Below are 13,229 nucleotides of genomic sequence, written 5' to 3'. Positions count from 1 at the left end.
CCTGCCCTCAGCTCTTGAATTTCGCCTGCAGCTCGGGCAGCAGCGGCTGTGGCGGCGTGATGCCCAGCCGCTTTTCGGTGCCGATCAACCACCCGCTGCGATGCCATTCCTGCACGACCTTGTCTACGGCGGCCACCGTATCCGTTTCACCCTTGCGGGCCCAGACCACCGACGGCGCTGGCAGGATCTCGGTTGCGATCGGAGCGGCATAGCTGGCCCACTCGGCATTGGAGCGCAGCAGCGGATGGATCAACGTGGCGTCATGCACGGCCGCCACGCATTGGCCGCCGCGCAATGCCAGCAGGGATTCGGATGCCGTCTTGAAGCCACGCACCTGCGCGCCATACTGCTCCTGCAGGGGCTTCACGAAGCTGCTGCCCTGCGACGCGCATACGGTCTTGCCGCGCAGGTCTTCCCACTGATGGATGCCGCTGGTCTTGAGCACTGCCGCGGTGCCGCCGACGCGGTAGAACGGCGTGGGTGCGTAGGACAGCAGTTCGCCGCGATCGGGGTTGTATTCCATCGAGGCAATCAGCAGGTCCACCTTGCCAGCTTGCAGGAACTGCACGCGGTTGGACGGGTTGACCTGCACGAGTTCGGCTTCCACCCCGAGGCGTTTGGCCAGGTCACGGGCGAGTTCGGGGTTCCAGCCGACCAGTTGCTGGGTGGCCGGATCGATCGATCCAAATGGGCCGCCGTTGACCAGCACGCCGATGGCAACCTTGCCGCGCTGCTTGATCTTGTCGAGCGTGGCGTCGGCGCGTGCCGGCTGGGTGGCGATGAGTGTGAGTGCGAGCGCGGCAATGGCGCGCAGGGTGTAGGCGGATGTCATGGGGCAGATGAAGTTGGCGCCAGGCAGGCGATGCCCTGAAAAGGCATCGCTGCACGGCAAGGGCAGTTTTGCCGTGGAAAGAGTGGGGGGCGTCGCGCTGCAGCTAGTTCAGTTTGATACCCGCCGAGGCGATGACCGCCGCGTAACGCGGCAGGTCTTTCGATAGCGTGTCGTCGAGTGCCTGCGCCGATGACGCCACCACGACGAAGCCGGCGTCTTCGAGTTGCTGTCGGGTGCCCGGCTGCGCCAGCACGGCCGTGGCATCGCGATTGATACGCTCCACCACGTCGGTTGGCGTACCGGCCGGGGCCAGCAGGCCCTGCCAGCTTTCTACGGCGAAGCCGGACGCGCCGGCCTCGGCCATGGTGGGCACTTGCGGCAGCGCCTTCGAACGATAGGGGGTGGTGACGGCGAGTGCGGTCAGGCGGCCGTTGCGCACATAGTCGGTGACGGCGGCCAGCGTGATCAGCGTGCCATCGATATGGCCGCCCAGCAGGTCGAGCGTCGCGGGACCACCGCCGGGATAGGGAATGTAGTTGACCTCGATGCCGAGCTGGCGCGACAGCATTTCATGCGCGACATGGGCGATACCGCCATTGCCCGGCAGTCCCAGCGCAATCTCGCCTGGCTTGCGCTTTGCGAGGGCCAGGTATTCGCCAAAGGTCTTCACGCCCAGATCGGGCCGGACCACCAGCACCTGTGGACTGACCACGGCCTTGGTTACCCCACGGAATGCATGGCGCGTATCGTAGGGCAGTCGCTTGAACAGCGACGCATTCAGCGTCACGCCTTCGCCGCCGAGCAGCAGCGTATAGCCATCCGGCGTGGCGCGGGCCACCTGGCCTGCGCCAATCGTGCCGCTGGCGCCCGACACGTTCTCGACGACCACGCTTTGGTGCCACCGCTCGCTGAGCTTCTGCGCCAGCGTGCGGGCCAGCTTGTCCGCGCTGCCGCCGGCGGCCACCGGCACGATGATGCGCACGGTCCGGTTCGGGAATCCATCGACCGGCGTGTTAGCGATGGACGGCGTGGCGCAGGCGGCGTAGGCAAAGGCGGCCAGGGCGAGTTTCAACGAGTCGAGCAGTCTGCGGCGCAGCATGATGGATGCAGGTATGAGTCCGGACACGCCTGCCGACACGATGTCGGCAGGAATCGCGCAATGTCGCGGATCAGTCAGCTTATGGAGTGCATCGCCCGATACGAACAAATCTTTTCGTACTTCGATATGCGCGACGGACTTGCGCGGTCAACGGCGCGGCTGACGCTTCGAGGGTTCGCTGTCCTTGTGGGGCGGGTACAGCGGATGGCGCAGCGCGGCGTAGACCAGCACCACCGCGCAGATGGCCGTGAACCAGTCGAGCAGATCGGTCATGGCAAGGGTCTCCGTGATGGTCGACCAACCATGTTGTGGAGGCAGACGTCCGGTACGTCAACGAAGTAATCCGACTATGCAAATCCGGTGAATGTCGCCGGCGCCCAGCGCATGTGACGCGAAGCGGGCGCGGCACATATCGTTATCGGCAATCGTTCGTTCCTGAGCGTGCACTGGCGCCCGTATGCTGCGGTGTCGTTTCTCTCTTTCATAGACCCGCGCCGATGACCACTTACCTCGACGATCAGCAGCGCATGGAACTCGCGCAGGCGGCGCGGCATTGGCTGTGGCGCACCGAGCTGCCCACCTGGTTGCTGGTCCTGGCCGTGTATGGCGCCTGGTTTGGCGTGGCCACCCATGCCAGGCAGCTCGGACTGCCGCTGGCCTGTGCTTTGCTGACGTTGTGCACCACGTGGTACCTGTCGCTGCAGCACGAGTTGCTGCACGGGCATCCGACGCGTCTGCCATGGCTGAATGCGCTGCTTGGCGCGGCGCCGCTGGCGGTGTGCCTGCCTTATGCGCTGTACCGTCGGGCGCATCTGCAGCACCATGAGGCCGAACTCACGCATCCGCATGCCGATCCGGAAAGCTACTTCCTCGACGTTGGCGCATGGCAGTCCGCGCCGCGAGTCTTGCGTCGCCTCTATGCGGCGCGCAACACGATGGCCGGACGCATCGTGCTGCAGCCGGCGTTCTCCATCGCGTCGATCGTCGGCGACGCGATCGGCCGGGTGCGGTCCGGAGACTGGCGCGATCTTCCCGTGTGGGCGGCGCATCTTGCCGCCCTGACGGTTCTGCTGGCGTGGCTGCAGCGCGAATGCGGCATGCCGGCCTGGCTGATGCTGGCGGGCGTCGCGTATCCCGCGCTGTCCCTGGCGGCGATCCGGTCCTTTCAGGAACATCGCGCCACCGAAGCCGATGCGTCGCGCAGTGTCATCAACGAAGCCGGCCTGGGCTGGCGCCTGCTGTTCCTGAACAACAACTTTCACCTTGTGCATCACGATCTGCCAGGGGTACCGTGGTTTGCGCTGGCCTGGGTTTATCGACGACGGGCGCATGACTACCTGGCGCGCGACGATGGCTTCTTCGTCCAGGGCTACCGCGAGTGGCTGGTGCGTTATGCATGGCGCGCGGTGGCGCCTGTCGTGCATCCACGGTTCGACGGGATGCTGGCGCTTCGTATCGAGACATCGGGCGATCATGGCAAGGCCTGAACGCTGGGTGGCGGCGCTGCCCATGTACAACGTCGCTGCACCGTTGCGCGACGATTGGCTGCTGCTGATCGACCGCGTCGGCCAGTTTCTGGCGCGCGCGCGGGCGCCGGTGACGCTCGCGGCGGTAGACCCTGGCGAAGGCGCCGATGCGCTGCACGCCTTCTGGCGCCGCGACGACCTGCTGCTGTCGCAGACCTGCGGCTATCCGCTGGTCCACGGGCTGGCCCCTTATGTCCGGCTGATCGGCACGCCGCGCTTTGCGGTATCCGGCTGCCATCGGCAGGCCTACCGCAGTGTGATCGTAGTGCGTGCGGACGGCGGGCCCGCGACGATCGAAGCCTGCCGGGGCGCACGCGCCGCGTGCAACGGCCCCGACTCGCACAGCGGCATGAACGCGCTGCGTCACGTCGTTGCGCCGCTGGCCAGGGATGGGCGATTCTTCGGCGACGTGGTGCACACGGGCTCGCATCTCGCATCGCTGGCCGCGGTCGGAGAGGGCCGGGCCGATGTCGCGGCGATCGACTGCGTGACCCTGGCATTTGCGTCGGAGCATCATCCGGCGCTGGTGGCGGGTCTCCGGCAGATCGGCGTGACCCGAGCGGTGCCCGGGCTGCCCTTCATTGCCTCGCGGCGCGCCCGCACTTCCCTTGTCAGGCAGGTGCGCGTCGCCTTGCGGGAGGCGCTGCGCGATGACGCTGACCTGCGGACGCGGCTTCATATGGACGACGTCGTGCGGACGACCGCGGCGGCGTACCTGCCAATCGCCGCCATGGCGCTGGACGCGCAGCGGCTGGGGTACGGCCAGCTGGGATAGCGTCGGAACGTCAAGCCATCGATACCGGCGCAGTCACTTAACGGCCGCGCGCAGTGGGATGCCAGAAGACGACGCGCCGATGGATGCCACGCACGGCTTCCACGCCAATCAGGCCAGTCACCGCGAGCAGCAGCACGCCTGCAAACATCGTGGCAAGACTCATGCTGACCGACGACGAGGCGATCAGGTAGCCGAGCCCGCGCTGCGCCGACAGGAATTCGCCCACCACGGCGCCGATCAGGGCCAGCGATACGCCGATCTGCAGGCCCGAGAAGATGTCGACCAGCGCGGCCGGCAGCTTGACGTGCCACAGCAGGAAGCCACGCGATGCACTGAACGCGCGGCATGCTTCCAGCAGTTCGGGGTCGGTGCGCCGGATGCCGTTGATCGTGTTGACGAACAGCGGAAAGAAGCAGACCAGGGCTACCAGCACGATCTTCGATGCCGCACCAAAGCCAAACCAGACCAGCAGGATGGGCCCCAGCGCCACCTTGGGCGTGGCCTGCAGTCCCACCAGAAGCGGGTAGACAAAGCGTTCGAAGGTTTCGGATTCCGCCAGCAAGGCGCCGAGCGCCACGGCCAGGACGCTGCCCACCGCAAAGCCGGCAACGGTGTTGAGCAGCGTGGCGCCGATATGCGGCCACAGCGTGCCGGTGACAAATCCCTCCGCCAGCGACTGGAAGACCGCTTCTGGCGGCGGCAGCAGGTAGTCGGGAATCTGCAGCCACCGCACCGCCTGGTCCCAGGCGAGCAACAGCAGGCCGATGCTGATAGCGGGATAGACCGGTGCTGGCAGGCGCCGGAAGACGTTGTCAGTGGGCATTGAAGTGTCTCCGCAAGTGCTGGGTCAGGGCGGTGAAGTCCGGATGGTCGAATGTGTCGACGCTGCGCGGGCGCGCCAGTGGGTTTTGCAGCGACTCCACGATGCGGCCAGGGCGCGGCGACATGACCAGAATCCGGTCCGCCAGGAACACGGCCTCCGGAATGCTGTGCGTGATGAACAGCACGGATTTGCGCTGGACGCTCCAGATGTCCTGCAGGGCGAAGGTCAGGGTCTCGCGCGACAACGCATCCAGTGCCGCAAAGGGTTCGTCCATCAGCAGCAGGGCCGGGTCCGGCAGCAGCATGCGGGCGATGCCGACCCGTTGCTGCATGCCGCCCGATAGCTCGAACGGATAGTTGCCCGCAAATGTCGTCAGACCCACCAATTCCAGCAACTGATCGGCACGGGCCTTCGCGCGGCACAGGTCCAGGCCCTGGGTACGCGCCGGCAGCAGCACGTTTTCGCGCACGGTCTTCCACGGCAGCAGGCTTGGCTTCTGGAACACCACGCCCGTGCCGCGGCTGGGCCCGTCGACCGGGTGCCCATTCAGCGTGATCCGCCCACGCGTCGGCGAGAGCAGGCCGGCGGCAAGACGCAACAGGGTGGATTTCCCGCAGCCCGAAGGGCCGAGCAGCGCGACGAACTCGCCTTCGCCAATGTCCACATCGACGTCGGCCAATGCCTCGGTCTGCCCGGAGCGCGTGGGATAAGTCAGGCCCACCCCGCGTATCGACAGGGCGGCGCTCATGATGCGGTAGGCCGCCCGGCATTGTGGCCAGCGGATCGCTGCACGGCACCGCCAAGGAAATCGACCACGCGCGCCCACGAGGCGGCGCTGGCCCGGGCATTGGCCAGCGCGGTGCCCCCGCCATCGAGCAGCTGCCCGGCGACGGGGTGCGGCTTGGCGATCAGTGTCGCTGGCAACTGCGGCAAGCCGATCGCGTGGCCGGCGCCTTCGCCGCGAAAGTGCTCGACGATCGCGCCGTCGCCACGGTCGCGTAGTGTGGCCGCCACCTGGTCGCTGTAGAGCGTCGATGGCCAGAAGCCGTCGTTGGTGCCGGAAATCAGCAGCACCGGCGCCTGGATCCGCTCCACCGGGATGCGGGCGAGCGCCACGGCCTGGGCATTGCGCAGCGGTGTATGAAACGCGGGCGCCTGGCGTATTGGCTGGCCCGGCTCGGGGGGATGGTCGAACGCGTGCCAGTCGGCGTCCGGATTGTCGCGCCAGACATTGGGCAGCGGCTGGCCACGCCAGGTCCATGCGGTGGCATCGCGCGGCTTGTCCGGGCGGCCCGCGCGGAGGGTCCCATGGACCACGGCGCTGGGCACGTACGCCACGACGGCAGACACGAGCGCCGGAAAGTGCGACGCCAGCAACAAGACAAGTTCGCCGCCGCGCGACACGCCCGACACCGCGACGAAGCCGTGCTGGGGTGCCAGACGTTCGTGCATCCAGCGCAGCGCGGTTTCGAAGTATTCGAGCGGCGTATCGTCAATATGGTCGGGTCGGCCCGGCGCCTTGAAATAGCCCAGGGCCAGCGCCGCATAGCCATGCGCGGCGTATAGCGCGGCACGTTGATCGTGCGTGCCGCCGCCGGAGCCTGCGAGCACCAGCGCGGCCGGGTGGGGGCCGGGACCCGCCGGGGTGTAGAGCGTGCCGCTGAGGCCAGCCTCGCGTACCGGGCGATGCGTGACGCCAGGCGCCAGGAATCGCAGGGTGTACTGCGCTCTTGCCTGTGCGCCGTATTGGCCGGTTGCCGTCAGCATGATGTCGAGCGGCGCGACGCCTTCGCTCCATGCCGGGCGCGTCGGGGCGCGCACCCTCCGCATGGCCCAGACCGGTGCGGTAGCGTCGGCAACGATCCAGCCGCCGCTGACCGGTGCGGTATCGCCGACGGTGACCGTGCCTTCGGCATCGGCAGTCAGCACCGCATGGCTTTCCCACAGGCTGCCGTCCGGATGGTTCAGGGTCGCGGTGAGGGTTACGTGTTCCTCGCCATTGAATCCGCGCAGGGTGATGTCGCGCGGGACATCGACCAGCGCGTCGGCCGGGTCGATATCGATTCGTGCGTGCAATGTCCGGCTCATTGGGCCGCCTTTGCGCGTCGCACCAGTGCGGCGCGGTCGAAGTCACTGAAGGACGGGACGAAGTCGTTCGAGAAGATCTTCTGCAGCGGCACGTCGGCGCTGGGATACTCCCCGGCCTGGGCCATGGCTTCGATGCCGCGCTGGATGGCGGACAGATCATACTGCCCCGGTACGCGCGGCGCGCCAGACGGGGTGTACAGCACGCGCTTCAGACGGCGCGTCAGCAGTTCGGACGCCTCGGCGAGTTGCCTGGCTTCGTCGCCCGCCGGCCGGGATTCCGGGTGCTGTCGCCAGAATGCCTTGACGCAGAATGCCGGGTTCGCCTCGCAGACGATCTGGGCCTGGGTGTAGGCGCGGCCGAAGCGGCGCACCAGGTCGGGCTGGTCGCGCAGGGTGTCGACATGGGCGATGAAGCCGTTGCCTGCCGTCTCCTGGAACACAGCCGGATAGGCAATGCGCCGGATCCGGGTGCCGGACAATTCGAGCTGGTCGTCCCAGCTGCTGTTGAAGTTCAGCGCATCGACGCGATGGGTGCGCAGCGCCTGGAACCCCGCGCCCAACGCCCCGACCGCGACGTACTCGACGTTCTTGCCCGGTTCCAGCCCCGCGAGGCGCAGCGCGGCACGCCCTCCGGGGATCGTCCCCCAGGTCAAGGCACCCACGCCAATCTGCTTGCCCTTGAGATCCGCCAGCGAGCGGATCGGCGAGTCGGCCAGCACGGCGAACTCCATCGTGTTGCCAGGCACACCGTTATAGAAATAGCGCAGCGGCAGCGGGTCCTTGCCCGAAAAGTGGCTCGCGATGACGGGCTCCGATGTGGGATAGCCAAACGTCACGCGCTTGCCCGCCACCTGCGGCAGCAGGGCGCCAGCGCCCTGAAAGACGATGGTCTTGACGCTGAGGTTGGCTTCCTTGAACAGGCCCAGCGCCTCGGCGGCCGCATAAGGCGCGCCGTCGTGGACGGCGGGCGGAATGGCCAGCGCGATAGTGACTTCATCGGCCGCGTGGGCCGAGGTGGCGAATAGCGCGGCGGTGCCTAGCGCGGCAAGGGTGGCGCCGGCGCGCGGCGGCTTGCGGAACAACATCATTGACTCCTGCGGATTGCAATCGGATGGGTCAGGCTGCGCTTTCACGGAACCAGCAGGCGCACGGCCTGATCGGCCAGCGCGCGGCGATCGATCTTCTGTGTGGCGGCCAGTGGCAGCGCATCGACGTACCAGATCCGGCGCGGATGCTGGTAGGCGGCCAACTGCGTCAGCGACCATTCGCGCAACGCGTGTTCGGTGGGCGGGGCGATGCCCGGGCGCAGCACCACGAAGGCCACCGGCTTGGTGCCCTTGATCTCGTCAGGCACCGGTACGACGCTGGCCTGCTGCACGGCCTCGTGCCGCTCCAGCGCCTTTTCGATCTCGCCGGGGTAGAGGTTTTCGCCGCCGCTGACGAACATGTCGTCGCGCCGGCCCACGAAGGTGTAGAAGCCGTCCGCATCTCGGCGGAACACGTCACCGGTGATGTAGTAGCCGTCTTCGGTGAATGGCTGTAGTTCCGGGCGGTTGTGGTAACCGAGCATGAGCCCGGGGCTGCGCAGCTCGAGCACGCCTTCGTCGGCAGCCTGACCCTGCTCATCGATCAGCCGCACCGCCACGGCGGGGTGCGGATAGCCGACCGATTGCGCTGGCGTGGGCAGTCCGTCCGGATGCGGGCCAAACACGACGGGCCCGCCTTCGGTGGTACCGTAGGCGTTGATGACGCGTGCATTGGGCAATAGCTGATGGATCTGCGCCTTCAGCGCCGGGCTGACCGGAGCGGACCCCATGCGCACCGCCCGGACGCTGCCCAGGTCGGTGCGATCCAGCAATGCGCGCTCGCGCAGCATCATGGCGATCATCGGCGGCACGGCCGTCAGCCAAGTGCACTGGTACCGCCCAATGGCATTGATATAGGCGGCGGCCTGGAACTGGGGAAGCAGCACCGATGGCGCGTGGCAGGCCAGTGCCAGCAGGATCAGCGCCAGCGCGTTCATGTGGTACAGCGGCGCGGCAATCAGCACGCGCTCGCCGGCCAGCGGTGTGCCGGCCCGGCGAGCGTGCACCACCCAGAGATGGCTGGCATGGCTCAGGCGTACACCCTTGGGCCGCCCCGTGGAGCCGGAGGTGTAAAGCAGCAGCGCCAGATCCTCGTCGGCGGGTGCGTATGCCGTGAAGGCGGCGGGATCGCCGTCCGGCGTACTCAGGGCCGCATGTTCGGGCGACCCGAATACGATGGCCGGCGTGGCCGCCGGCACCGCCGCCCGGTGAGCCCTATCGCACAGCACAAGCCGTGCGCCGCTATCGGCGATGATGTAGTCGACCAGTGGCTGTGGCAGCTTGAAGTTCACTGGCACTGCGACCAGCCCGGCGCGCATGATGCCAAGCAGCGACACCACGTAGTCGACCGAATTCACACCAAGCAGGGCGATGCGGTCGCCTTGCGCCAGACCGCGCCCGAGCAGGCCCCGTGCAACGGCGTCGGCGGCGATGTCGATGTCGCCAAACGTACGCCGGAGCGCCTCGCCGTTGGCACCGACGCCAACGATGGCCAGCGCGGAGGGATCGGCGTCGCGCGCAATGACGCTACCGAGGTTGCGGCCCGGACTGTGGCCACTTGCTGCGTGTGCTTCCGCTGCCATGATGCGTCAGGCCTGCGCGGGGGTGGCGTAGACGCCGCGGCCGCTGGCTACGAGGCGGTCTTCGGCGTCATACACGTTGGCCTGGGCCACGCTCACCAGGCGCCCGGTCTTGATGACGGTGCCCACGACCCGCAGATCGCCGCGCGCCGGGCGATGGTAGTCCACGCGCAGGTCCACCGTCGGCACACCCTTGCCGGTGTGCGATACCAGCGCCCAGTCGGCGCCAAGGTCCACCAGCGCGGCCAGAATACCGCCGTGGATATAGCCGCCGTCGGGGTTGACGATCCATTCGTCGCGGAACTTCGCGGTCAGCGTGATCTCGCCTTCGGCGACGGATTCGACCTGGAGGCCGAGCCATTGGTGATAGGGGCCGCGCAGCAGTCGTGCCTGTACGTCGGCGGCGGAAGGCAGTGTCGTGGTCTGGGTCATGTTGGGTCTTCGGTGTCGGTATGGAGCGAGGTCCGGGGTGCAGGTTCTGGCAAAGGGGCGATGGCTTACGGCGTCACCACCACCTTGCCCAGGACGGCGCGATCCCGGATCAGCGCCAGGCCTTTGGCGGCCTGGTCGAGCGGCAACACGCTATCGATGACCGGATCGAGCTTGCCTTCGGCAACCAGGGCCAGCAGGGCCTTGAGGTTGTCGTCGTAGAAGCTGTTCGAGCCCTTGATGTTGAGCTCGAAACTCCAGACGTAGCGCAGGTCTTCCTTGGGGTCATGGCCGGCCGTGGCACCGCACACCAGCAGCGTGCCGCCGCGCTTCAGGCTCTTGATGGAGGGCAGCCACGTATCGCCGCCCGTAAAGTTGACGATGACGTCCACGCCGCCCTCGTGCGTGCGGCGCTGCGGCTTGCCGTAACGCTCGATCACCCACTTGCCGAAGTCGACTTCGCGATAGTTGATGATGTGGTCAGCACCGAGCGCCTTGAGCCGTTCGCCCTTCTCGTCGGAGCCCGCCGCGGCAATGACTTCGGCGCCCAGCATTTTTGCCAGCAGTACCGTGGCGGTTCCCACGCCGCCGCTGGCGCCGAGCACCAGCACCTTGTCACCGGGCTTGACGGTCTGGTGGGTGATCAACATCCGGTGTGCCGTGCCATAGGCCACCGGCAGCGCGGCAGCCTGCGCAAACGTGACGTTGTCGGGAAGGGCAATCAGCTGGCGCGCATCCACCCGCGCGAATTCGGCCATGCCGCCATCGGTCATTTCGCCCATCAGGCCCACGCCGGGCTTGAGCGGGTTCACCAGTACGCGGTCGCCGATCTTCCAGCCCGTCACGCCGGCACCGAGTTCGGTGATGGTGCCGGCCAGGTCCAGGCCGATCACGACGGGGAACGGCACCTTGATGCCGGGCATGCCGTGCACGGTGAAGACGTCGTGGTAGTTGAAGGACGACGCGCCCACCCGGATCACGACGTGGCCTTCGTCGGCCTTCGGTACGGGTTTGTCAGCGACGACGCGCAGCTGTTCTTCGAGGGTGCCGTGTGCGTCGAGCACCAACGCTTGCATGGATTGAGTCACGATGGGTTCCTTGGGGGAGGGAAACGGAAAGCAATCAGGCGGGAAATAAGGCGAGCGGGCCTACTTGAGCGCCTTGGCCTGCTCATAGGGCTTGCGGGCAAACAGATCGTCCTTGAGTTCGCCCTTGACCAGGCCGGATTCGACGAACACGGCGTGCTGGCGGCGCAGCGTGGCGATGTCCGCCGGCTCGAACGCCACGCGGTTCATGTCGTTCCAGTGGCTGACATAGACCCTGGCATCGTCGGCCGGCAGGTTGGCCTTCTTCTGCAGGATCTGGACGACTTCGTCGCGATTGGCGTTGCCCCAGGCCAGGGTGTCGCGCAATGCGGCAATCACGCGCGCCACGACCTCGGGATGGTTGTCGACCAGGTCGGACCGCGCGGCGCCCACGCCGATATAGGGCACGGCGTCGGACTGGGTCAGCGTTTTCCACTCGCTGGCGAACGTGCCAAGCTTGCGCACCGGCAGTTCGTCGCCAAGTTGCTCCACGGTGACCGAGCGCAGCGCCGCCGCATCCACCTGCTTCTGCACCAGGAACTGCGCCAGGCGCGATTCGTTGCCGCCAATCAGCGCGAAATCGCCGCTCTTGATCTGGTAGTTGCCGGCCAGCACGGCGCCCGCAATGACCGCGACCGAGGAACCGGCGGGCGACATGCCTACCTTCTTGCCCTTGAGGCCACGGATGGACTGGATCGGTGAGTCCTTCGGCACGACGAACTGCACATCGGCGGGTTGCGTCGCGGCAAAGATGCGGATGGGCACGCCCGACGCCGCGGTACCGAACACGCCGGCTACAGGTGCGCCGAACGCGAGATCGATCGAGCCGGAAGCCAGCGCCCGCAGCGGCGCGTTGACGTCGGGAAAGTGAACGAATTCGGCGCGTACACCACGCTTGGCGAGGAAATCCCTGGTTTCCAGGACCGAGCCGTAGCCCAGGCTCACGCCGCTGGTCCAGTAGCCGATCTTGACAACGGGAGCTGGCTCGGCGGCATTGGCCGGGGTGATCGCCGCGTAGGACAGCGCGATAAATGCGGAATAGGCGGAAAACGCGGCGGCGGCCGCCGACAGTAGCTTGCGCACGATGAGATCCTCAGGCTTGGAAGGAAACGGATGGGGTGGACGGTTGCTGCGCGGCCGCTTTCCAGCGGAACAGCCGGCGCTCGGCGGGCTTGAGCAAGCCGCCTTCAAGCAGCAGCATCAGGCCGACCAGCAGCACGGTCCATGCGAAGACCTGGTCGGTCTGGACGAGGTCGGCGGCCTGCCGCAGGCGATAGCCGATGCCGCTGGAGGACCCAATGGTCTCCGCCACCAGTGACACCCGCCAGCCGAAACCGAAGGCCAGTCGTGCGCCGGCAAAGAAATGCGGCAGGATGGTCGGCACATAGATCTTGCGCAGCACCTGCACGCGGGACATGCGAAAGCTGCGTGCCAGGTCGACATAGTGCGGATCGACGGTCTTGGTGCCTTCCCAGACATTGGTCAGGATCAACGGCATGGCCGTCATGAACACGACAAAGACCGTCGTGGCATCGGATATGCCGAACCAGATGATCGCGAAGATGGCCCAGATGGCCGAGGACACGGTGTTCAAGACCGTCAGGACCGGCTCGAAGAAGCGGGCCAGCACGCGGCTTGCACCCAGCGTCAGTCCCAGGCCGCTGCCCACGATCGTGGCCAGCACGAAGCCTGACAGCACCCGCTGGCACGTGGCCGCCACGTCGGCGGTAAAGGTGTCGCTGTGCCACAGCGAGATCAGGGCCAGGCCCACCTTTTCGGGGCCGGGCAGCACGAACGATGGCACGCGTGCGGCGCCCCACCACCAGAGCCCCAGCAGCAGGGCAACCAGCAGCAGGCGTTGCAGCACCAGCGTGGCGAATGGGCGAGCAGCAGTCACTGTCACGGTG

General features: G+C 67.1%; 14 protein-coding genes. 2 read left to right on the top strand and 12 right to left on the bottom strand.

The window, feature by feature from the left end; translation table 11 throughout:
- Positions 1-7: 7 nt before the first annotated feature.
- The 3 genes from D9X30_RS22105 to D9X30_RS29730 form a co-directional block, all read right to left on the bottom strand.
- On the bottom strand, positions 8-832 hold the full coding sequence (locus tag D9X30_RS22105; protein ID WP_153945759.1) for a transporter substrate-binding domain-containing protein: 825 nt from the start codon (positions 830-832) through the stop codon (positions 8-10).
- A 103-nt stretch (positions 833-935) separates the two neighbouring features.
- Positions 936-1,931 (bottom strand): tripartite tricarboxylate transporter substrate binding protein, encoded by a 996-nt coding sequence (locus tag D9X30_RS22100; protein ID WP_153945760.1) that lies wholly within the window; start codon positions 1,929-1,931, stop codon positions 936-938.
- Between the two features lie 147 nt (positions 1,932-2,078).
- Positions 2,079-2,204 carry a hypothetical protein gene (locus D9X30_RS29730; protein WP_283780866.1) on the bottom strand — a complete coding sequence of 42 codons (126 nt, stop codon included), beginning with the start codon at positions 2,202-2,204 and terminating at the stop codon, positions 2,079-2,081.
- A 224-nt stretch (positions 2,205-2,428) separates the two neighbouring features.
- On the opposite strand from D9X30_RS29730, the gene D9X30_RS22095 reads away from it, so the two are divergent.
- Positions 2,429-3,418: a fatty acid desaturase gene (locus tag D9X30_RS22095; RefSeq protein WP_153945761.1), complete on the top strand. Its 990-nt coding sequence runs from the start codon at positions 2,429-2,431 to the stop codon at positions 3,416-3,418.
- A 22-nt stretch (positions 3,419-3,440) separates the two neighbouring features.
- Positions 3,441-4,232 carry a phosphate/phosphite/phosphonate ABC transporter substrate-binding protein gene (locus D9X30_RS22090; RefSeq protein ID WP_153945762.1) on the top strand — a complete coding sequence of 264 codons (792 nt, stop codon included), beginning with the start codon at positions 3,441-3,443 and terminating at the stop codon, positions 4,230-4,232.
- Positions 4,233-4,269: 37 nt separating this feature from the next.
- Here the strand turns inward: D9X30_RS22090 and D9X30_RS22085 are convergent, their stop codons facing one another.
- From D9X30_RS22085 to D9X30_RS22045, 9 genes are all read right to left on the bottom strand, one after another.
- Entirely contained in the window at positions 4,270-5,055 is a 786-nt protein-coding gene (locus D9X30_RS22085) for an ABC transporter permease (RefSeq protein WP_153945763.1), read from the bottom strand.
- Positions 5,045-5,803, bottom strand: a complete 759-nt coding sequence (locus D9X30_RS22080) for an ABC transporter ATP-binding protein (protein ID WP_153945764.1) — start codon at positions 5,801-5,803, stop codon at positions 5,045-5,047. Before D9X30_RS22080 ends, D9X30_RS22085 begins: the two co-directional genes overlap by 11 nt.
- Positions 5,800-7,131: an acyl-CoA thioester hydrolase/BAAT C-terminal domain-containing protein gene (locus D9X30_RS22075; RefSeq protein ID WP_228770742.1), complete on the bottom strand. Its 1,332-nt coding sequence runs from the start codon at positions 7,129-7,131 to the stop codon at positions 5,800-5,802. Before D9X30_RS22075 ends, D9X30_RS22080 begins: the two co-directional genes overlap by 4 nt.
- Before the next feature lie 8 nt (positions 7,132-7,139).
- On the bottom strand, positions 7,140-8,228 hold the full coding sequence (locus D9X30_RS22070) for an ABC transporter substrate-binding protein (RefSeq protein WP_153945766.1): 1,089 nt from the start codon (positions 8,226-8,228) through the stop codon (positions 7,140-7,142).
- A 44-nt stretch (positions 8,229-8,272) separates the two neighbouring features.
- On the bottom strand, positions 8,273-9,811 hold the full coding sequence (locus D9X30_RS22065) for a class I adenylate-forming enzyme family protein (RefSeq protein ID WP_153945767.1): 1,539 nt from the start codon (positions 9,809-9,811) through the stop codon (positions 8,273-8,275).
- Positions 9,812-9,817: 6 nt separating this feature from the next.
- The gene (locus D9X30_RS22060) at positions 9,818-10,240 is read right to left on the bottom strand and encodes a PaaI family thioesterase (RefSeq protein ID WP_153945768.1); all 423 of its coding nucleotides are present in this window, start codon (positions 10,238-10,240) and stop codon (positions 9,818-9,820) included.
- 65 nt (positions 10,241-10,305) lie between these two features.
- Positions 10,306-11,313 carry a zinc-binding dehydrogenase gene (locus D9X30_RS22055; protein WP_153946076.1) on the bottom strand — a complete coding sequence of 336 codons (1,008 nt, stop codon included), beginning with the start codon at positions 11,311-11,313 and terminating at the stop codon, positions 10,306-10,308.
- 72 nt (positions 11,314-11,385) lie between these two features.
- The gene (locus D9X30_RS22050) at positions 11,386-12,405 is read right to left on the bottom strand and encodes an ABC transporter substrate-binding protein (protein ID WP_249641047.1); all 1,020 of its coding nucleotides are present in this window, start codon (positions 12,403-12,405) and stop codon (positions 11,386-11,388) included.
- A 10-nt stretch (positions 12,406-12,415) separates the two neighbouring features.
- Entirely contained in the window at positions 12,416-13,225 is an 810-nt protein-coding gene (locus tag D9X30_RS22045) for an ABC transporter permease (RefSeq protein ID WP_249641046.1), read from the bottom strand.
- Between the last annotated feature and the right edge of the window lie 4 nt (positions 13,226-13,229).

The organism is Cupriavidus sp. U2, assembly GCF_009663685.2.
Classification (GTDB): Bacteria; Pseudomonadota; Gammaproteobacteria; order Burkholderiales; family Burkholderiaceae; genus Cupriavidus; species Cupriavidus necator_C.
Note: the sequence above shows the minus strand (reverse complement) of the source record. Positions and strands in the feature narration are given on the sequence as shown.

What these genes read in the sequence shown, in the direction of transcription:
- D9X30_RS22105 (WP_153945759.1), bottom strand. Translation starts at nt 832, where the DNA reads ATGACATCCGCCTACACCCTGCGCGCCATTGCCGCGCTCGCACTCACA.
- D9X30_RS22100 (WP_153945760.1), bottom strand. Translation starts at nt 1,931, where the DNA reads ATGCTGCGCCGCAGACTGCTCGACTCGTTGAAACTCGCCCTGGCCGCC.
- D9X30_RS29730 (WP_283780866.1), bottom strand. Translation starts at nt 2,204, where the DNA reads ATGACCGATCTGCTCGACTGGTTCACGGCCATCTGCGCGGTGGTGCTG.
- D9X30_RS22095 (WP_153945761.1), top strand. Translation starts at nt 2,429, where the DNA reads ATGACCACTTACCTCGACGATCAGCAGCGCATGGAACTCGCGCAGGCG.
- D9X30_RS22090 (WP_153945762.1), top strand. Translation starts at nt 3,441, where the DNA reads ATGTACAACGTCGCTGCACCGTTGCGCGACGATTGGCTGCTGCTGATC.
- D9X30_RS22085 (WP_153945763.1), bottom strand. Translation starts at nt 5,055, where the DNA reads ATGCCCACTGACAACGTCTTCCGGCGCCTGCCAGCACCGGTCTATCCC.
- D9X30_RS22080 (WP_153945764.1), bottom strand. Translation starts at nt 5,803, where the DNA reads ATGAGCGCCGCCCTGTCGATACGCGGGGTGGGCCTGACTTATCCCACG.
- D9X30_RS22070 (WP_153945766.1), bottom strand. Translation starts at nt 8,228, where the DNA reads ATGTTGTTCCGCAAGCCGCCGCGCGCCGGCGCCACCCTTGCCGCGCTA.
- D9X30_RS22065 (WP_153945767.1), bottom strand. Translation starts at nt 9,811, where the DNA reads ATGGCAGCGGAAGCACACGCAGCAAGTGGCCACAGTCCGGGCCGCAAC.
- D9X30_RS22060 (WP_153945768.1), bottom strand. Translation starts at nt 10,240, where the DNA reads ATGACCCAGACCACGACACTGCCTTCCGCCGCCGACGTACAGGCACGA.
- D9X30_RS22055 (WP_153946076.1), bottom strand. Translation starts at nt 11,313, where the DNA reads ATGCAAGCGTTGGTGCTCGACGCACACGGCACCCTCGAAGAACAGCTG.